The following is a 19,481-nucleotide window of genomic DNA, read 5'->3' as shown; positions in this document are numbered from 1 at the left end:
TTGACGGTAATTCATTTGCGGCATTTATGAAAAGTTTTATGTATATGCTCAGAAATGTTGACTACCAGAAGCTTGAGGACATAATGCAACCAGGCTCATTTCAGTCACTGTGCGCTATACCAATAATATTAGCTGCGGAGAAGATTCAAATTGGTGCTGAAATGTTTAATCATCTGAATAGTGACATTCGTGGGATTTTAAGACAATTCACCCAGGCTCTTGATAACGAAGATAAACGCGTGGCTCTAATGAATAGCATTATTGCTAATCCAGACCAGTTGAAATATACACCACCAGAAACAAAAGGCTCTATAATATCGCAGTAAATGGATGTCAATGCATTGGATATGATAGACCACAGAAATCAAAAAAAAGATACAAGAAAATGGGGGTGATGCAGTTAAGGAAAACAGCAATAATGTATTGCTTCAAATGGGTGCAGAGTAAAGCGGATTATAATAATGTGATGCAACATATGACAGCTATACCGGCAGAAGGAAAGGGTAGTGCAGAAGTTAATGAAAAGGCATTGTTTCACTTCTTAGGGACGACTGAGTTTGAATTTATGGGGAATTTCTCCACCCAATATGAACGAAACTTACATACACTTTATTCAAGACTTCCTGACACAGTTGATCCTGATGAGCCCTTTAAACCAATTCCTCACGACGAAATGAAACAATATATCGCCTTGATAAATGACAATCACAACTCTAATACACAAATGGCATAAGGCAGGCTGTAATGAAAAATAGAAATGCAAAAAAAATATTGTTCTTACTTATTTTTACAATGGCTGCCTGTGATAGCTCATCAAAGAATGTAGAATTAGCTAATAAACTTGTTGATAAATCAATTGCAAGCATGGTGAGTGTTAAAGGTGGTGATTTTCTAATGGGAGACTTTGGTCCGCTGATCGGGGAAAAATTACCTTTTAGTATTCAACAAGATGATAAAGTACTTCATAAGGTTGTTCTTGGCAGTTTTATGATCTCGAAATATAAGGTCACAAATGCTGACTATAAAACATATCTGGATGTGACAGGTACCCCTCCCCCCCTGTTGATATTCTTGCTAAAGGCTCTCCGTTGCTTCTGAGTGACAATTATTCTGCAAGTGTTACTTGGCAGCGAGCAAAGGATTATTGCCTATGGCTAGGGGAGCTGTCAGGGAAAAAAATCGATTTACCGACAGAAGCTCAATGGGAGTATGCCGCGCGCTCAGAAGGGAAGTACTTACCCTTTGCAACTGATAATGGAAAAATAGAACGGGGTAGGAATCATCCAACATATGATGAATTGCAGCAATATACAGGCGGGTTATATCTTCCTATATACCCAATTGGTAAATACCCACCCAATCCGTTAGGCCTTTATGATATGGGTTTAAGTGGAAAAGAATGGACGAATGACTGGTATGCATCAGATTATTATTCGCATTCTCCGGTTAAAGATCCACAGGGACCAACTAAAGGAGAGAGGAAAGTTCAGCGCGGAGCTGTAGGTGGGGATGACCAATATGCGTTAACGATTTTCAGACAATCTTCACCACCTAATCCGAAACCAGAAGATGATGTATATAATTATGACGTTGGTGTGTTTCGCTGCGTAGTTAACAATTAGCTTAAAATTAGTAAGGATTTATCTATGCGCTTAACTATTTCTAAAATTATTCTTGTTTTTTGTTCGTTGCTATCTTCATTAAGTGCTCTTGCGAGTAGTCAGCATTATCTAGTTGAAGACATTAAGAACCTCAATCTGTACTTGTGGAACGGTTCAGATGTTAAAGAACGAATGCTAATTGGATACAATTTGTCAGGCGGCATGGACTTCAATGCTACTACCGGGATTATCTGTGGCGGGGTGGGTGGGGCAAGTAGTTATTTATGGGTTGCAAATGTTATGTCTGGTGTTAAGAAGATGCTATTTCCATCGAGAGATGTGTACTCCAGTGTTGCTCCCATAAACAATGTTATTGTTTCTTCAAATGATGGCCATTGTGTCTTTACCGACGGGGTAAATATTTACTCTTATAGCATGAATAATTCTGTGTCCAAGGTTAATTTTTCCGGTGCAAAACTCGATGCATCAGAAAAACCTCGGCGAGTTTTTTAACGATAAAAAAAATATAACCATTGCCCTTTTTGATAAGCATTTCTCTCTTTTATCAAAGGTCGTGAATAAAAATGAGTTAAAAGGTGTTCACTTCCCCAAAGCATTAAATATTCACTTAAATCACTTGGCGATTTTGCTTCCCTTTCTGATAAGGGAGATACTTTATATACCAGTGCATCTATCGAAGATAGTGATGGGTATGGGGTCTCTTCGATATTATCATTTAATGCACGAAGTAGAATTGTGAATAAAATTTTGTTGCCGTATATAAGTGGTGTTAAATATAAAGTAAAACAATTTTATGTTTTTGAAGATGAACGTAAAATAGCAATGTTACTTGAGGGGCGATCAAAGCCTGCTTGGTATGTTTATACTACGAATGCTGTATCGGAAAATAATATTGACAATGGCAGTGAGAACTACAAACTACTTTTTAACAAATACGATGCAGGGTTGGAAGTTGTACAATATCCTGCCGGTAATGAGTAATTTTATTCAATAACTACTGATAAAAGCGATTTAATAAAAATAAATCTCTCTGGTGATTTTAACATCACCTCCTTCGATGTTAAAGGTGAAATGAATCGTGCTGTTACGGTATCGCATGGTGATGCTTCATATCCTTTTGTAGAACCGAAATTATCCAGCCCGAAGAACGGCAGTGCCGTAAAGTGTTAGATGATTTTATGATTTGTAAGGATTTGAATAATTCTCCTGACGAAAAGAACTGTGGCTCGGCAAGAAGTGGCGTTGATGCCGTTGTACAGGAAATAAGGACTGTTGAATCTCAGTAATTTGTAAAAATATCGCCAGAGAAAGATCCGAATCTGGTTTTCTGGACGATTATTGAAAACGTACAGCCAGTCAATCGATTATTTTTTTATAGCAAAAGGAAAATTGTTATGTCCAAAGGCTTCGTATTACTCGGTGATAAAACTACCCATGGTGGTCAGGTTATATCTGCTTCATCCACCATGATAGTTAATGGTAAAAAGGTTGCACTGATTGGGGATAAAGTTAGCTGCCCAATAATTGGTCATGGCATCAACTCAATTATTGAAGGTTCGCCTGAATGGTCCTCAGACGGTAAAGCGATTGCTGTGGATGGTTGCCGCTGTGAATGTGGTTGTCAGCTGATATCCAGCGCACCGGATTGTGTAATAGGATAATTAATGAGCTGGGAGCGTGAGAAATCAACGGTATCCGGGAAGCCTGAAGAACCTTCTTTTGTTCTGTGGCTTATATTGGGGCTTACTGCGGTTGTAGGGAGTGTGATGCTGTTCGTCCTGCATGCTAACAAGCTTTCGGGACCTTTACAGGAATTCAATCTTTGGGCCGTAACCGCAAGTCCAATAGTTATCTGGTTTTTCTTCCTTTGCCTGCGGGGTTGGCTCTATAACAGTGCGTTTGAAAAGTACGAATTCGAGGCTAATGAAGCTAATTATGCCCAGCAACAATGGACTGAATGGGCCGGGCGCAACATTGCTGTGCTGCATAGCAGTGTCATTTTTCCGGATGCTTTGACGCCATATCGTTTTTTGCAGGCATCTGCTGAGCAGATGCAGCACACAACATTGACGCGGCATTTACATTACCCAACTGCCGAAAGCTGCTTCTCGCAACTACTTGAATGTGCTGGTGATGCCCTGGCTAAGGTTCCATCGGATTTACCCCTTAGCGTCACGTTGTTGACAGATTCGCAGACTGATGTCCTGACACTTCAGAACGAATTTGCAAAGGTCTGGCAGGGCTCAGTTCCTTTGCGCCCTGTCCCTGTTTTGAATATACAGACCGGAAAGACCTTTATCTGGCTGGAAGAACGGATCAAATCGCTAACGCTGGATGTAGATCTTATTCTGGTACATCAGATTCAGGGGGAAAGACAATATAGCGATGTTCTGGTCGCGCTGCTGCTGACATCAGACGATGTTGCCACTAAATATCATCTTACACATGATGCCTGCCTGCTACGGCCAATGTCATTAAATATAGGTGATATTGAGAAATCACTGGAAACGTTTTTGTCAACACAAACTCAGGCCTGCACCACAGAAAATATCATCGGCGATCAGGCCGCCTGGGGAGATTTATTTCCGGACCTGCTTGAAGCGGCAATTAAACACGCAGGACGCTGGAAACCTGAACAAACCCACTGGCTGGAAAAATATGCCGGGCTTAGCGGCCCCTTTTCTCCATGGATCATGGCTGCAATAGTTAGCGATATTGTGAATATCCAGAAAGCAGATTGTCTGATGCTTTCTACAGATGGCGATCAGAAATTTATTAATACAGTGCAAACAGGGAACCGAAATAATGACAACAGGTAATTCTTCATGGCGGGGAGGCTGGGGCAGATTGGGGTTCACTTCCCTCATTGCAGGGGGAATTGCCTGGTTAATCTGGAACTTTGGCGATCAGGTTGGGCTGCTCACTACGCTTCTGAAGAGTCTGGCATTTGCCGGTGCTTTGTTTTTGTTAATGATGCTTCGTCATGGTAAAACAATTGGCCTTGCCATCAAGCAGGGCTGGCATCGCTTTCAGGCACAGCGTAAAAATGTGCTGCCTGCTGATGAAGGTCGCCTCAAACAGACCGCACCACGCAACGTCACCGTCGACACCATCCGAGCAGCCATGCGTAACCTCTATGGCCGTCGCTGGGGCCGTAAAACGCGCATCCTCCTGATAACCGGTACGGTGGCTGAAGTTGAGCAACTGACCCCCGGCCTCACCGCCCAACTCTGGCAGGAAGATCGCGGCACGCTGCTGCTGTGGGGCGGAGATCTCAATACCCCAGCCGACAGTGCCTGGCTGACGGCGCTGCGTAAGCTGCGTCGTCGTCCGCTGGATGGCCTGGTGTGGGTCACCTCAGCCTTTGACCAGCTTTCAGCGCCGGGTCTGGAACGACCACTACCGGTTCCTTCTGAAAGCACCATGGATTCCCTGGCTCATGCTATCAGCAACCGCATGGATACGCTGGGCTGGAAACTTCCCCTGTATGTCTGGTCCCTGCATCCGCGCGCCGGTAAACCGGAAGGACGCATCGTGCAGGCGACAGGCTGCCTGCTGCCCGCCGGGTGCCGTACTGAGGGGTTAACAGAACAGCTTGCTGCCCTGACGCCGGAGTTGATTTCGCAAGGCCTGCAGCAGACCTGTAATGATGTGAAACACAACTTCCTGCTGGCCCTTGCCGACCAGCTCATTCGCGAGCCGGCGAGCTTGACCGCGCCGCTGTTGGTGATGCTCAGTCCGTACCGTCCGCTACCGCTGGCCGGTGTGGTGTTCAGCCAGCCTTCTGCCGGTGCTGAGCGTGACGTGCAACACCGCTGGGGCATGGACAGGCGCTGGGATGTGCTGCCTGAATCTGTCCGGATGCTCCCTGCCGCGCTGCGTCCCGTTAAGCCGGGCATCCCCTGGTACAGGGTCATGTCGTCTTCTGTTGCGCTTGCGATGGTGGGCTGGGTCGTGTGGATGGGGATTGCGTATGTGGCCAACCGCAGTCAGATTGGGACCGCGAATGCCCTGGCCGCGCTGGCTTTACGGCAAAATCAGCCGCCGGAGCAGCGTCTGCACGCCCTGGCTGAACTCCAGAAAACCCTTGCTCGCCTGCAGTACCGTTCAGAGCACGGCGTGCCGTGGTATGAGCAGGCCGGGCTGAGCCAGAACAATGCGCTGCTGGCGGCACTCTGGCCATGCTACCAGGACAGCGCCTTGCCGCTGCTGCGTGATGCCGCCGCGGTTCACCTGCAGACCCGGCTTAATGCCTTTAATGCGCTGCCGCCGGATAGCCCGCTGCGCGAGCAGAGGGCAAAAATGGCCTATGACCAGTTGAAACTTTACCTGATGCTGGCGCGTCCTGAGCATATGGATGCGGTCTGGTTCAGCACGGCACTGCTTCAGGCCTGGCCGACGCGTGACGGCGTGAAAAACGGTATCTGGCAGGGCATGGCTCCGTCGCTGCTGTCGTTCTTTGGCTCGCAGCAGGTCACGCATCCGGAGTGGAAGCTCCGTGCCGATGAGAACATGGTCAGTCAGGCGCGGTCGCTGTTGGTTCGCCTGATGGGCGTGCGTAACAGTGAATCGACGCTGTACCAGAAAATGCTCTCTCAGGTGGCGCATCTCTATGTGGATATGCGTCTCGAAGACATGACCGGCGATACCGATGCCGCCCGCCTGTTCAGCACCACGGAAATCGTACCCGGTATGTTTACCCGACAGGCCTGGGAGCAGGCGGTGCAGCCTGCTATTGAAAAAGTGGTGAAGGCGCGTCGAGACGAGCTCGACTGGGTGTTGACTGACAGCAAACGTCCGGTCAGTCAGCAGGATGAAATCTCTCCGGAAGCACTTAAAAATCGCCTGACGGCGCGTTATTTTGCCGATTTTGGTGGTGCATGGCTGGAATTTCTCAACAGCCTGCGCTGGAACCCGGCAGCCACACTGTCGGACTCCATTGACCAACTGACCCTGATGGCCGACGTGCGTCAGTCGCCTCTGGTGGCGCTGATGAACACCCTGAACGTGCAGGGACGTACCGGGCAGACTGGCGAGGCGATTTCCGATTCACTGGTGAAATCAGCCAAAAACCTGCTGGGTGGTGACGATAAGGACGCGATTGACCAGAGCGCCGGTGTCCATGGTCCGCTGGATGCGACCTTTGGCCCGGTACTGGCGCTGATGAATAAAAGCCGCACCGGCGAACAGGCGCAGAGCCTGCAGTCATACCTCACCCGTGTGACCCAGGTGCGTCTGCGCCTGCAGCAGGTGACCAATGCCGCCGATCCGCAGGCAATGACCCAGACCATTGCTCAGACGGTTTTCCAGGGCAAAGCTGTCGACCTGACCGAAACCCGCGACTACGGCAGCCTGATTGCCGCCGGTCTGGGGCAGGAGTGGAGCGGTTTTGGCCGCTCGGTATTTGTGACTCCGATGGAGCAGGCCTGGCAGCAGGTGCTGACCCCGGCGGCGGAGAGTCTTAATGCTCAGTGGCAACAGGCGGTGGTTGCTGAGTGGAACAGTGCCTTTGGCGGTCGTTATCCGTTCAACAACGCCACCAGTGATGTTTCTCTGCCGTTGCTGGCGAAATACCTCAATGCGGATTCCGGGCGGATTGCCCAGTTCCTGCAAACGCGCCTCCGGGGTGTGCTGCATAAAGAGGGTAACCACTGGGTGCCGGACAGTATCAACTCCCAGGGGCTGGTGTTTAATCCGGCATTCCTTAATGCCGTCAACACCCTGAGCCATATCTCGGATGTGGCCTTCACCGAAGGCAACGCCGGGATGAACTTCGAGCTGCGTCCGGGCACTGCCGATGGCGTGATGCAGACAGACCTGATTATCGATAGCCAGAAACTCACCTACATGAACCAGATGCCGACGTGGAAGCGTTTTAGCTGGCCTGCGGATACGGAGGCGCCCGGCGCGGTCTTAAGCTGGATAAGCACCCAGGCCGGGACCCGCCAGTATGCCGATATCCCCGGTACCTGGGGCTGGATACGCCTGCTCGATAAGGCTGTGGTCAGCGCTTACCCGGGGGCCGACAGCAGTTACAGCCTGAGCTGGAAAGCCCGGGATGGTCGCGCGCTCAATTACACCCTGCGTACCGAAGCGGGGGAGGGGCCGCTGGTACTGCTGAAGCTGCGCAACTTCCGCCTGCCGGAGACCATCTTCAGCACAACCGACATGGCCGTGTCAGACCCGGTTATCAGTGATGAAGAGGAGGTTTACTGATGAACATGCTGAACGCCTTACTCAGCGCCTGCCAGGCCGAACAGGTCCCACTGCTTGCCGCCACCCGGGAACGCGTGGCGCAGTGGGAGCGCTGGCTGCAGCCGCTGTCCGGTTCATCGCTCGCTGGTGAAGACCCGGGCTATGATGATGACTTCCAGCAAATTCGCGAGGAAATCAATAAGCTCTCTGGCGCAGACACTGCGCTTATCTGCCAGCATGCAGAAAAGATTTTAACCACCGTTGCGAAAGATATCCGTGTGGCAACCTGGTACTGCTGGGCGAAACTTCACCGGGAAGGTGAAAAGGGGCTGGCCGAAGGACTCGAAATGCTGGCAGGTCTGATAGATCGCTTTGGCGCGCAGTTGCATCCCCGGCGGGAGCGTAGCCGCACGGCGGCGCTGGAGTGGCTGGCCGGTTCGCGTATGACCGACTCCCTTTCCCTGTACCCGGAAGTGGTCCGGGAAGAGGCCGTGCGTACCTCCGGGGCGCTGCTGCTGATAGCGCAGCTTACCGAAAACGAGCCGCCTGAACTTAATGCGCTGTATGGTGCGCTGGAAAGTCGTCTGCAGAAGGCAGGCGGGGTGGATGCGGTGGTCCCGCAGAATGCCGGTACCAGTGACATACCTTCCATGGCGAGCCATAGCGATGCCCCGGCTATCGGGCGGATCACCTCCGGCCAGGATTTGCTGGCGCAGGCCCGGACGCTCAGTGAATACCTGCGCGAACAGCCTGACGGCTGGCTGTCAGCGCACCATCTGATGAAAAGCCTGCGGCATGACACCCTGTGGGCCATTCCGGCCCCGGATGCACAGGGCCGTACGCGCATCGAACCGCCACGGGCGGACCAGCGCGCGCTGCTCAAACGCCTCTACCTGCAGCAGAACTGGGCTGAGATGCTGGAAACGGCCGACAGCGCCTTTTCCCGTGGTGCTAATCACCTGTGGCTGGATTTGCAGTGGTATATCCATCAGGCGCTGACGAAAACCGGGCAGGAGACTCTGGCCGACATCATCGCCGCTGACCTCAAAGGGCTGCTGACCCGCCTTTCCGGGCTCGAAACGCTGGCCTTCAGCGACGGCACGCCGTTTGCGGATGAGGTGACGCTGAACTGGATCCGGCAGAGCGTGCTGGACACGGCGGACGGGTGGGGTAATGACATGCCCTCCGCGCACGTGTCCAGTGGAAACGATGACATTCTGACGCTGGAGCCGGAAGCCGTGGCGCTGGCGGACAGCGAGGGCCCGGATGCGGCGCTGGGATGGCTACAGACCCGGCCGGGCATAACCACCGAACGCCAGAAGTGGCTGCTGCGCCTGCTGATGGGGCGTATTGCTGAGCAGTACGGCAAAAATGACCTGGCTGTACACCTGTTTGCTGAGCTCGGTGAGCGAGCCGGTGACATCACCCTCAGCGACTGGGAGCCTGAGCTACTGTTTGAAGTCCAGGCCCGGCATCTGAAACTTCTGCGACTGAAAGCGGGTCGCAGTGAAGCTGACAGGGCCTGTCTTACACCGGTGATGGATAAGTTACTGGCCGGGCTTATTGCCGTTGACCCTGCCCGCGCCGCCGTTCTTTGCGGTTAGATCCACAGGAAAAAGAATAAATGGAAGATTTGACCCTGCGCTATTTCGACGCAGAAATGCGCTACCTGCGTGAAGCCGCGAAAGAGTTCGCACAGACCCACCCGGACCGGGCCGCGATGCTCGACCTGGATAAGGCCGGGACCCCCGACCCGTATGTTGAACGCCTGTTCGAAGGGTTTGCCTTCTCGGTGGGGCGGCTGCGTGAAAAGATAGACGACGACCTGCCGGAACTGACTGAGGGGCTAGTCAGCATGCTCTGGCCACACTACCTGCGCACCATTCCGTCGCTTTCGGTGGTGGCACTGACCCCGGCGCTGCATGCCATGAAAATGGCGGAAGTGGTGCCCGCAGGCCTTGAAGTGTACTCCCGGCCGGTGGGACCGAAGAACACCGTCTGCCGTTATCGCACCACTCAGGATGTGATGCTCAATCCCCTGAGCATATCGGGTGTTACCATGACGACGGAGCCCGACGGTCGCTCGCTGCTGCGGATGCGCTTTGCCTGCAGCCGTCAGGCGGACTGGTCCGGTGCTGACCTCAGCCGTCTGAGCCTGTATCTTGGGGCGGATGCCCCGGTCAGCAGCCAGCTGCACCTGATGTTGACCAAACGGCAGGCGGCACTGTACCTGCGCCTGCCCGGGCAGACTGACCGTATTCGTCTTGACGGATATTTCTCACCGGGTGGCTTTGCGGAGGAAGACGGACTCTGGCCGAAAGGGGATACCGCCTTCAGCGGCTACCAGCTGCTGCTGGAATACTTCACCTTCCGGGACAAGTTTATGTTTGTCCACCTCAACGGCCTTGACGGTATCACGCCGCCTGCTGGGGCCGAGTATTTCGACATTGAAGTGGTGTTCAGTACGCCATGGCCGTCTGACCTGCCGGTTACCGGTGAGGCCGTTCGCCTGCACTGCGTGCCGGTGATTAACCTGTTCACCCTGGAAGCGGACCCGCTCACCATCACCGGGCTTGAAAGCGAGTACCTGCTGCGCCCGAAACGCCTGCAGGACGGACATACCGAGATTTATTCTGTCGATTCAGTTACCGGCTCAAACCGGACCCATGACGCGGAGTACGTCCCGTTCAGTAGTTTCCGCCACAAGGGCGGGATGATGCGTCGCCACGCGCCGCCACGCTACTACCACACACGCGTGAAGCGCAGCGTGACCGGGCTGTATGACACCTGGCTTATCCTCGGCGGACACCAGTGGGAAGAAGACCGCCTGTTTGAGCGCGAAGCCGTGTCGCTGCAAATCACCGGTACCAACGGTCAGTTACCGCGCCGGGCGCTGCAGAGCACACTGCTTGACCGCTGTGAACAGGTGGTCAGTACACCGCTTTCGGTACGCAACCTCTGCAGGCCGACGCTGCCCGTCTACCCGCCTGCGGAAGACCGTTTTCACTGGCGGGTGCTGAGTCACCTGGGTTCCGGGTTCCTGAACATGATGAGTACTGCTGAAGTGCTGCGCGGGACGCTTGCGCTGTACAACTGGCAGGAGGATGAACTGAACACCCGCCGTCTGGAGGCGATACAGCAGGTGACGCATCACCGCCTGCAGCGGTTCGAGCAGGGTTACCTGCTGCGCGGGCTGGATATCGAAATCACGCTCGACAGCAACGGTTTTACGGGGGAAGGGGACATTCACCTGTTTGGCGAAATGCTCAACCGTTTCTTCGCGCTCTATGCAGACATGAACCAGTTCAACCAGCTCACCCTCATCGTTCAGCCAGAAGGAAAATGTATCCGGTGGAAAGAGAACCACAGTCCGCGGCTGCCCGGCTGACAGCGCAGCTACGGCAGTACCTGCCGTACATGAACTTTTATCGCTTTTGCCAGCTACTGGAGCAGAGCCAGCCGGGTCAACCGGTTACCGGCAGCACCTGGCAGGTTAAGCGTGAGCCGGTGCGATTCCGGCCCCATCCCGGGATGGGGTTCCCGGCTTCTGAAATCAAAGGGGTGGAGTTACCCGAGCATCCCCATCTGCCGCCGACGGTGCGCATCACCTTTATGGGGCTCTACGGCGTGGAATCTACCCTGCCGACGCACTATACCGATGACATCACCCGTCGCCGGGAAGGGTATGAGGCCACTGCCGGTTTCCTCGATATCTTCAACCACCGGCTGATTGCCCAGTACTACCGTATCTGGCGTAAGTACTCGTATCCGGCAACCTTTGAAGAAGGCGGCAGGGACAAAACCTCGCAGTACCTGCTGGGGCTGGCTGGGCTCGGGATTGATGGCTGTACGGACAGCATCGCCGCGCCGGCTTCACGCTTTCTGGCGCTGCTGCCGGTGATGCTGTTGCCGGGACGCACGGCGGAAGGCATGGCCTCTCTGGTGCGTCTGCTGGCGCCCAACACTCAGGTAAAAATTTGGCACCATGACAAACGCCGTGTGCCACTGAAGAACCCGCTGGCGATGTATGTTCGCCAGCCCGTTACCCTGAAAACCCGCCCGGTGATGGGCAGCTACGCAACCGACGCGAACAGTCAGGTGCTGATGCGCCTGACCACTACCGACGCGGCGGAAGTGACGGGCTGGTTACCCGGCGGAGAGCTTCACACGGATTTGCTGGCGCTGCTGCACGTTTATCTTGGTTCGCGCCTCGATGTGCGCCTGCAGTTGTGTGTCGACCGTAACCTGTTGCCTGACGCGACGATAAACACTCAGCCCGGTGCCGGCGCGGTGCAGCTGGGCCGCACCGCCGTAATGCGACCGTTGAATGCGGCAAACACCGCCACGCATCCCAAAACAATAACCATCAATCTTGGCCGCTATGAGCGGATACAGGAACATATTCACCGCAGGGAGACCGATGAAGATGGCGATTACCTCTGGTAAATTCCCCCTGGCCGCGCTGGCCACGGGTATTTCACTGTTACTGGCAGGCTGTGGCCTGACCCAGAAAGTCACGGACGGTACCGTCGCTGTGACCAAATCCATATTTTATAAACAGGTGAAAAGCCTGCATCTCGACATTCGCGCCCGTGAGGCAGTGAACCACAACGCCGGTGGGGTGGCGCTGTCGACGGTGGTGCGTATTTATCAGCTTAAGGAGCGTAAGACGTTTGATAGTACGGATTACCCGTCACTCTTTAATGCCGACAGTCAGGCTATCAGAGCAGACCTGGTGGCGGAGAAAGATATCCGTCTGCAGCCGGGTGGGGCGGTAATGGTCGATATGCCGATGGACGAAAAGGCACAGTATGTGGCGGTAGCCGGAATGTTTATGTCGCCGGACCAGGAGGACAACACCTGGCGTGTAGTACTGAGCCGCGATGAGCTTGATCCGGACAAGGCTCGGGTGATTGAAGCGGGTGACAACCGGCTAACGCTGAAGGCACTGAAAGATGAGTGAGCCCTCCCGTCCATCGCTGTATGAAACGCTTTACGGCAACTTTACCGGCGGCCTCGATCTGCATCAGGTCAGCGAAGAGAATCAGGTTATCCTTTCGGTACTGGACAACATGCAACGTATCCTCAACTGCCGCGCTGGCACGCTGGCGCACCTGCCGGACTACGGTCTGCCGGATATGACCAAAATTCTGCAGGGCATGCCGGGTACCGCGCATGAACTGATGGGAACGTTATCGGCTGTATTGCTTAAGTACGAACCGCGGCTTAAGAAAATTGATGTGGTTCTGCTTGAGCAGACTATTCCGGGTGAGCTGCGTTATGCGATTGATGCCGAACTCAGGGGGATTGGTCTGGTGCGTTATGGCACGGCGTTTATGCCCGAAGGGCGTGTGCTGATCCGTCACCTCAAACAGCAGCAGTATCTTGATGCCCGGACCCGCCTTTAATCTTCTGACGGACAGTAAAAGCATGACGGCAAAAGCACGATTTTTAAGAAAACTGCAGGACCAGCATCCCCGCTGTGAAGCTTTTGACACGAAGGCGGAAGCGGATATTGCGGCGTTCCGCCTGCGAATCAGCCAGCTCCAGGCGTCAATGGACACGTGGCTTGCCGGAACAGAAATCCGCACGGAAGCCACTGCCACTGCGCTGGTTGAATTTCTCATCGGCGGGAGCGCGTTTTCGGTGCCGGGTATCACCCTGCACTACGGAAAGCGAAGTATCCGGTTTACCCCCATTTTCCTGTACGGGCCGGGCGTGACCGGCTGTATTGAGGCCTGTCTGCATGCGCCGGACGCTATCCGGCCCCTGTACCGGTTGTTTATGCGCAGCGGCAGGCAGAATGACTGGACCTGGTGTCCGGCTGGCGTGCAGGGCGGTGATCCTGCCCGGCTTGATGAAGAGGCATTCTTTATGATGATTGCCCCTTTGCTTCCTGAGTAAACCCTGAGCCTGACTCTGGCTCGCTTTTCCCCGGAAAATGAAACATGCATGACGAACACCCCCGCCCGGTGAGAACCGGCGGCGATCCGCGTTCACTGCCTCAGTTTACGGCGCTGCGCGATGAGATGAGCAAACTGACACACCCGGCACGTCCGGACGTCGACTGGATGCAGGTGGAAGAACTGTCGCTTTCCCTGTTTGAAATCAACGGTGTTGAGCTGCAGACCGGTGCCTGGTATACCCTTGCCCGCAGCCAGCTGGCGCAGGTCAGTGGTCTTAAGGAGGGGCTGGCCATCCTGACAGCGATGCTGAGCTACCAGTGGGCTCAGTTCTGGCCGCAGCCGGTGCAGGCCCGGGCTGAAATTCTCAATGGACTTTTTCAGCGCTTGCAGAAACTTTTCCGTACATGGTCACTCCAACCTGCTGATTTCACGGCACTTGAGCTGGCTGAAAAGCAACTGCAGGCGCTGGACGACATTCTGAAGCGTCAGGAACTCAGACACGCCTGTAACCCGACATCCCTGCTGCAGCAGATACGTAGTGCTTTAAGTCGCCTGGAAAACGGTGCTCTGCATGAGGAAATCTCCCAGGGCACTGCTTTGCCTGAGGAAGCGGTGCGACCATCCAGCCAGCTGGTCTATGTCATCCATAAGGAGCCTGAGGTCAGGGTGCGGGTAGAGGAAGTGCCACGAGTCAAACCCAGACGATGGCCCGTCTTTGTGGCCGGCATGGCAACCTCGCTGGTGCTGGGCGCAGCAACGGCTTTTGGGTGGCAGGTCCTGAATCAGCCGGATGACGCCACAACTACCCTGGCTGCCTCCGTTGCCCCGCTGCCTGAACCCATGACGGCCCCGCAAATCGAGGCGTTCAGGAAGACGGATAACAGCCGGACAGAGTCTGCCATGTGGCTTGAGCGAATAACGCACCAGGTCAACGGGATCATGAACCAGTCACCAGGATGGCGGCTTCGCTATGGGCAGGGGCTGGTTTCGCAGGCAAAAGCCCTGTGGCCAGACGACCCGGCAACCCGTGAGCTGGTAAAACGCTGGGAGCAATATCAGATGGCCCGGACGCTGCCCGCAAGCAAGCTCCAGGGCTGGAATGAGGGAATGACGCAACTTGAGGCGCTGTCGGCAAAACTGGTTGCGCTGGATCACCAGAAGGGAAAATACCTGACGGGAAGTGAACTGAAGACGATGGTCTGGCAGATCACCCGTTCGTTTGCCAGTGCAGTGCCGGCTGAAGAGCAACTGCGGCAACTGGTTAACGCACCGGGGGAAGGTAACACCCCCGGAGTCAGTATTGAGGAAGCCTCACGTCATCTGGATTCTTTGAGCTTTATCCTTCTAACAGCGCAGTGAACTTCGCCAGCCACTGCGGATGCGCGGGCCAGGCGGGAGCGGTCACCAGGTTGCCGTCAACATGGGCCTGATCGATGCCGATACTGGCGTAATGTCCGCCGCTGAGACGGACCTCAGGCGCACAGGCCGGGTAGGCGCTGCAGGTCCGTCCCTTCAGTATGCCAGCGGCAGCGAGCAGTTGCGGGCCGTGACATACCGCAGCTATCGGTTCGCGCGCGGCGTCAAATGCCTGAACCAGCTTTAACACGTCCTCATTTAAGCGCAGATATTCGGGCGCTCTGCCGCCGGGGATCAGCAGGGCATCATAATCCTGCTCTTTGACGCTGGAAAAGTCGGCGTTAAGGATAAAACGGTGGCCGGGTTTTTCGCTGTAGGTCTGTGCGCCGTCAAAGTCATGGATCGCCGTCATGATGTAGTCGCCCTTCGGTTTGTCGGGGCAGACAGCATCGACCTGGTGGCCCAACATCTGTAACGCCTGAAATGGCACCATGGTTTCGTAATCTTCGGCGTAATCACCCACCAGCATCAGGATTTTCTTGCTCATCATTCCTCACCTTTATTAACAAAGATGATTAAGATATAGCCTGGCGTGGCTGAATTGCCGGAAATAAAAAAGCCCGTCAGAGAACGGGCAACATAAGCAAGTGAATAAGTGATTCGTTATCAACGTTGTTGGAGGATAACGACGCGTATCTTACGCGGCTGTCTGGCATGCAGGTACCTGACAAATTCGGTAGGTGAAACAAGAGATTAAACGTGCGTTATAGGGCATCGAAGGTCGGGTAAAGGGTGTTTTCCAGAAACGCGACGAAATACCAGATTTCACCGCTAAAGATAAACCAGAAGCCAAATATAATAAGGAGTAAAATAATTATGGTGAGTATTATTTCTGTTTTTCCCATTGCAGATTCTACCCACCTGAAATTATTTTATCCGAGGCAGGCATTGTAGCGGGGCTTTGTCGGATACTCCAGTTTCATGCCGCAAGGACTTTATTACGTCCGTCATTTTTAGCGCGATACAACGCATCGTCGACACGCTTAAACAGCTCATCAATACTCTCACCCTGATTATGTCGCGCCACGCCAATGCTGACGGTAAAGCGGGGCAACCCCGGAAGCGTTATACGGGCAACGTCCGCACGGATCGACTCGGCAATCTGCAGCGCAGTGTCGAGAGGGGTACGCGGCAGTAAAATAACGAACTCTTCTCCCCCCCAACGAAAGACCAAATCCTCTTTTCGGCTGCAGGCTTCCAGCGTTCGGGAGAGCGCGATAAGCACCTCATCGCCCTTCAGATGACCGAACAGATCGTTGATGTTCTTGAAATGATCGGTATCCACCAGCAGCAGGCTAAACTGCTGCTGCGCGGGAAGATGATTCAGGTCGCTTTGATCGGTAATCGCGTAGAACTGGCGCCGGTTGAGTAATCCCGTCATGGAGTCACGTAACGCAGCATGTTCCAGCTCCTGCTCCAGCCTTTTTTGCTCGGTGATATCGTGGATGATGCACAGCATCAGCTTGTCACCGTAGATCTCAATGGGGCCGGCATACGTCTGAACATGACGGGTAGTACCGTCGGCAAGACGGTGAACAAAGTTAAGCGGTTTATGGCCACCGGGCAGCGCGGCGATCGCCGTCATAATGGGTATCACATCTCGTCCCAGGGTATTTATCTCCCAGGTATGCTTACTGCACATATCATCATGCGAATAACCATAAAAATTCAGCGCGGCCAGGTTAGCATCGACGATCAGGCCGTCACGCGCAGGATCGATTAACAGCATCGGTGCGCTGTTGGTCTGGAAAAAACGGGCGTAAAACCCCTGTTTTTTCCGCCGGTAGGTTGCCGAGCGGCTGGCCTTCAATCCTGTGAGGAGTTGCGGGGCGAACCCCTCGAAAACAATCACATCTCCCCAGGGGGCGTAACGGGCCAGTGAGAGCCGGCAACTTAACGGTGTATCCTGCCCATCCTGGCTTATTGTCCAGATTTCGACGATCTCCTGCTCTGTTTTCAGTTCAGGGACATACATCGACAGGAGGGTTTGCGCCGTTGCGGAATAGGTGCCTTTACGCAGCGCATCGAGAGTTTTATCACTCATGACCTGCAGAGCGGCCACATTGGCAAAAATTATCTGTTCCGACACGGGTGAAATGAGCCACACGGGGGTTTTAATAACATTCAGCGCATCAAAACAAGGTTGCGACATAGGCGTTTCCTGCTCATCGGCACACTGTGCCTGACCATCATGACTGAATTAACTCACGTGTACTCATTTGAAACATACTCTACTTAACCCCGTCAGGCATGATTTTTTTGTGAAATATAGGCGCTGTCGGTCTGCGTTTTATTAATGGGGATAATTTGTTTGTCTGAGTTTTTCTGTAACAGCAGCCACGGGACCTGTTCGGCAGGTAACGGGCGAGAGAAAAGGTATCCCTGCAGATAGTCGCAGCCAAGACGGGTGAGCTCCGCCTGCTGTGCTTCCGTTTCTATCCCTTCTGCCACCACATTCATCTCCATGGTGCGGGCAATACTCATAATGGTTTCGACCAGCTTGTAGCTTTTTTCATTTTCCAGCATCGACGTGACAAAGCTTCTGTCAATCTTCAGTTCTTTTGCCGGGAGTACGCTCAGCATCAACAGGTTGGAATAGCCGGTACCAAAATCATCGATCGAGACTGTGATCCCCGCACGATTAAACGCTTCCAGTAACTCGATGCTGCGGTCGAGATTTTTGAGCGCGGTGCTTTCTGTCACCTCAAGAATTAACCTGGACGGCGACAGGTTGTATTTTTCCAGCATCGACGACACGACAGGGAAAATGTCCTGCTGTTCGAACTGGACGGGGGATAAGTTGAGCGACAGCGTCCACTGGCTGAAACCTTGTTCCGTCCAGAAATGAAGCTGCCGACACGCCGCTTCAATGGCCCAGTTACCCACCGGAATGATTAAGCCGGTTTGTTCCAGCGTGGGGATAAACAGATTAGGCAGTAACACACCCTGCTCAGGATGTCGCCAGCGAAGAAGGGCTTCAAAACCATGTATCGTTTTATCTTCCGCATGCCAGGTGGGCTGGTACCACAGTTCAAACTGGTCACGCTCCAGCGCCTGAGACAGCTCCTGCAGAAAACCGGGTTTTGCCGGGACTGCGGTTGACATCTCGGTTCTGTAAATGGCCCAGTCATTGCGGCCCTCTTCTTTAACATGATGTAAGGCAGCATCGGCCTTGAGCTTTAGCTCATGTAGCGTTTCGCCATCCTGAGGGTAGCGGCTGACGCCCGCGCTGATTGTCGTGCTCAGCGTATGTCCACAGAGCGAAAGCGGACGTCGCATATCCCCAAGCAAGGCGTTGAGCAGGGCGTTGAGTTTGTCGTCGTCACATTCCGGTACCAGCAGGATAAAGGCATCCCCACCCAACCTGGCCAGGGTCATCTCCCGTGTGAGCCGGGCCGTAATGCGCTGCGCAACAGTGATCAGTAACTCATCCCCGACGTTGTGTCCCCAGGTATCATTAACCCGCTTGAAGTGATCGACGTTCAGGAAAATCACGGCAAATTGCCTGTTACTCAGCAACGCACTGCGCAGACAATCCTGCATGCGGATATCCATCTGTTGACGGTTAGCCAGCCCGGTGAGCGCATCGAAGCGCGCCTGTAGCTCAAGCTGGCGATTGAGCTGCCGCAGATTATCTGTCAGCCGGTTGGTACGCCAGTGAGAATCGATAAGCGAAATGATTAACATCACCCCGAGCAGGCAAAGCGTGGTAACCGAAACCCAGATGGACAACCCCAGTTCGCCGATCCCGCCGGGCAGAGTGTGCGCCATTTCCTGAAAATGGGCAGCACTCATGCCGGTATAGTGCATTGCACTGATTGCGGCACCCATGACCAGGGCCGCGAGAAGGCGATCGATAAAGACCCCTTTGTGTTTATCACGCAGGCGGAATGCCAGCCACAGTGCCGCCCCGGAGGCGACGACGGCAATTACGACGGACAATGCCACAAGGCGCCAGTCCCAGAGGATGCTGTCATTGAGCATCAGGGCCGCCATACCGATGTAGTGCATGGATACCACGCCCGCGCTCAGGATCGTCGTGGCAAGGATCAGTCGAACAGGAGAGAGTTTTTTGCCGGTAACGGCAATATTAATGGCCGTGGTCGATGCCACCACCGCGACGCCGAGAGAGGCAAGGGTTAACCAGAGGTCGTAACTCATCATCATTGGCATTTGCATCGACAGCATGCCAATGAAGTGCATCGACCAAATCCCGATGCCCAGCGAGCACCCTCCGGCCATGCGCCAGAACATGGCCGCCTTTCGGCTGGAAAGGGGGACTTTCCCGGCGCTGTCCAGCGCCACAAAAGAGGCGATGAAAGCGACCAGATAAGAAATAGCG

General features: G+C 53.8%; 17 protein-coding genes and 2 pseudogenes. 15 read left to right on the top strand and 4 right to left on the bottom strand.

The genetic code is table 11. The features are described from left to right. The 15 genes and pseudogenes from C5687_RS25130 to C5687_RS21340 all read left to right on the top strand — a co-directional run. Positions 1 to 326 (top strand): annotated as a pseudogene (locus C5687_RS25130) (hypothetical protein); the annotation flags it as partial. Between the two features lie 65 nt (positions 327 to 391). After that, positions 392 to 733, top strand: coding sequence for a hypothetical protein (locus C5687_RS25125; protein ID WP_238380505.1), 342 nt, complete (start codon positions 392 to 394; stop codon positions 731 to 733). Positions 734 to 744: 11 nt separating this feature from the next. Further along, a pseudogene (locus tag C5687_RS21400) lies at positions 745 to 1,622 on the top strand (formylglycine-generating enzyme family protein). A gap of 24 nt (positions 1,623 to 1,646) precedes the next feature. Next, positions 1,647 to 2,114, top strand: a complete 468-nt coding sequence (locus C5687_RS24655; protein WP_146086296.1) for a hypothetical protein — start codon at positions 1,647 to 1,649, stop codon at positions 2,112 to 2,114. Positions 2,115 to 2,357: 243 nt separating this feature from the next. Next, entirely contained in the window at positions 2,358 to 2,603 is a 246-nt protein-coding gene (locus C5687_RS21390) for a hypothetical protein (RefSeq protein ID WP_095440519.1), read from the top strand. Positions 2,604 to 3,016: 413 nt separating this feature from the next. Further along, positions 3,017 to 3,283 carry a PAAR domain-containing protein gene (locus C5687_RS21385; RefSeq protein WP_095440520.1) on the top strand — a complete coding sequence of 89 codons (267 nt, stop codon included), beginning with the start codon at positions 3,017 to 3,019 and terminating at the stop codon, positions 3,281 to 3,283. 3 nt (positions 3,284 to 3,286) lie between these two features. Next, positions 3,287 to 4,441, top strand: coding sequence for a hypothetical protein (locus C5687_RS21380; protein ID WP_104557834.1), 1,155 nt, complete (start codon positions 3,287 to 3,289; stop codon positions 4,439 to 4,441). After that, complete coding sequence (locus tag C5687_RS21375) at positions 4,428 to 7,838, top strand: ImcF-related family protein (protein WP_104557832.1); 3,411 nt, start codon at positions 4,428 to 4,430, stop codon at positions 7,836 to 7,838. The genes C5687_RS21380 and C5687_RS21375 overlap by 14 nt, the downstream gene beginning before the upstream one ends. Further along, on the top strand, positions 7,838 to 9,421 hold the full coding sequence (gene tssA, locus C5687_RS21370; RefSeq protein ID WP_104557830.1) for a type VI secretion system protein TssA: 1,584 nt from the start codon (positions 7,838 to 7,840) through the stop codon (positions 9,419 to 9,421). The genes C5687_RS21375 and tssA overlap by 1 nt, the downstream gene beginning before the upstream one ends. A gap of 20 nt (positions 9,422 to 9,441) precedes the next feature. Then, positions 9,442 to 11,205 carry a type VI secretion system baseplate subunit TssF gene (gene tssF, locus C5687_RS21365; RefSeq protein WP_104557828.1) on the top strand — a complete coding sequence of 588 codons (1,764 nt, stop codon included), beginning with the start codon at positions 9,442 to 9,444 and terminating at the stop codon, positions 11,203 to 11,205. Continuing rightward, the gene (gene tssG / locus C5687_RS21360; protein WP_104557826.1) at positions 11,160 to 12,263 is read left to right on the top strand and encodes a type VI secretion system baseplate subunit TssG; all 1,104 of its coding nucleotides are present in this window, start codon (positions 11,160 to 11,162) and stop codon (positions 12,261 to 12,263) included. Before tssF ends, tssG begins: the two co-directional genes overlap by 46 nt. Beyond that, positions 12,244 to 12,780 (top strand): type VI secretion system lipoprotein TssJ, encoded by a 537-nt coding sequence (gene tssJ, locus C5687_RS21355; protein ID WP_202911308.1) that lies wholly within the window; start codon positions 12,244 to 12,246, stop codon positions 12,778 to 12,780. Before tssG ends, tssJ begins: the two co-directional genes overlap by 20 nt. Then, positions 12,773 to 13,225 (top strand): type VI secretion system baseplate subunit TssE, encoded by a 453-nt coding sequence (gene tssE / locus C5687_RS21350; protein ID WP_047958775.1) that lies wholly within the window; start codon positions 12,773 to 12,775, stop codon positions 13,223 to 13,225. Before tssJ ends, tssE begins: the two co-directional genes overlap by 8 nt. Further along, positions 13,206 to 13,721: a hypothetical protein gene (locus C5687_RS21345; RefSeq protein ID WP_238380504.1), complete on the top strand. Its 516-nt coding sequence runs from the start codon at positions 13,206 to 13,208 to the stop codon at positions 13,719 to 13,721. The genes tssE and C5687_RS21345 overlap by 20 nt, the downstream gene beginning before the upstream one ends. A gap of 44 nt (positions 13,722 to 13,765) precedes the next feature. Next, the gene (locus C5687_RS21340; protein ID WP_104557824.1) at positions 13,766 to 15,082 is read left to right on the top strand and encodes a VasL domain-containing protein; all 1,317 of its coding nucleotides are present in this window, start codon (positions 13,766 to 13,768) and stop codon (positions 15,080 to 15,082) included. Here the strand turns inward: C5687_RS21340 and C5687_RS21335 are convergent. From C5687_RS21335 to C5687_RS21325, 4 genes are all read right to left on the bottom strand, one after another. Beyond that, on the bottom strand, positions 15,060 to 15,626 hold the full coding sequence (locus tag C5687_RS21335) for a DJ-1/PfpI family protein (RefSeq protein WP_104557823.1): 567 nt from the start codon (positions 15,624 to 15,626) through the stop codon (positions 15,060 to 15,062). The two genes, C5687_RS21340 and C5687_RS21335, sit on opposite strands and share 23 nt — an antisense overlap. 217 nt (positions 15,627 to 15,843) lie before the next feature. After that, a complete protein-coding gene (locus C5687_RS24760; RefSeq protein WP_158252227.1) occupies positions 15,844 to 15,984 on the bottom strand; it encodes an Ecr family regulatory small membrane protein in 141 nt (46 codons plus the stop codon). Between the two features lie 74 nt (positions 15,985 to 16,058). Further along, on the bottom strand, positions 16,059 to 17,291 hold the full coding sequence (locus tag C5687_RS21330) for a sensor domain-containing diguanylate cyclase (RefSeq protein ID WP_104557821.1): 1,233 nt from the start codon (positions 17,289 to 17,291) through the stop codon (positions 16,059 to 16,061). Positions 17,292 to 17,383: 92 nt separating this feature from the next. Continuing rightward, positions 17,384 to 19,481, bottom strand: a 2,098-nt coding sequence (locus tag C5687_RS21325; RefSeq protein WP_238380503.1) for a putative bifunctional diguanylate cyclase/phosphodiesterase, incomplete at its 5' end; no start/stop codon positions are given.

It is taken from the genome of Enterobacter sichuanensis (assembly GCF_002939185.1).
Taxonomy (GTDB): domain Bacteria; phylum Pseudomonadota; class Gammaproteobacteria; order Enterobacterales; family Enterobacteriaceae; genus Enterobacter; species Enterobacter sichuanensis.
The sequence above is the reverse complement of the archived record's forward strand: the minus strand, read 5'-3'. Positions and strand labels throughout refer to the sequence as shown.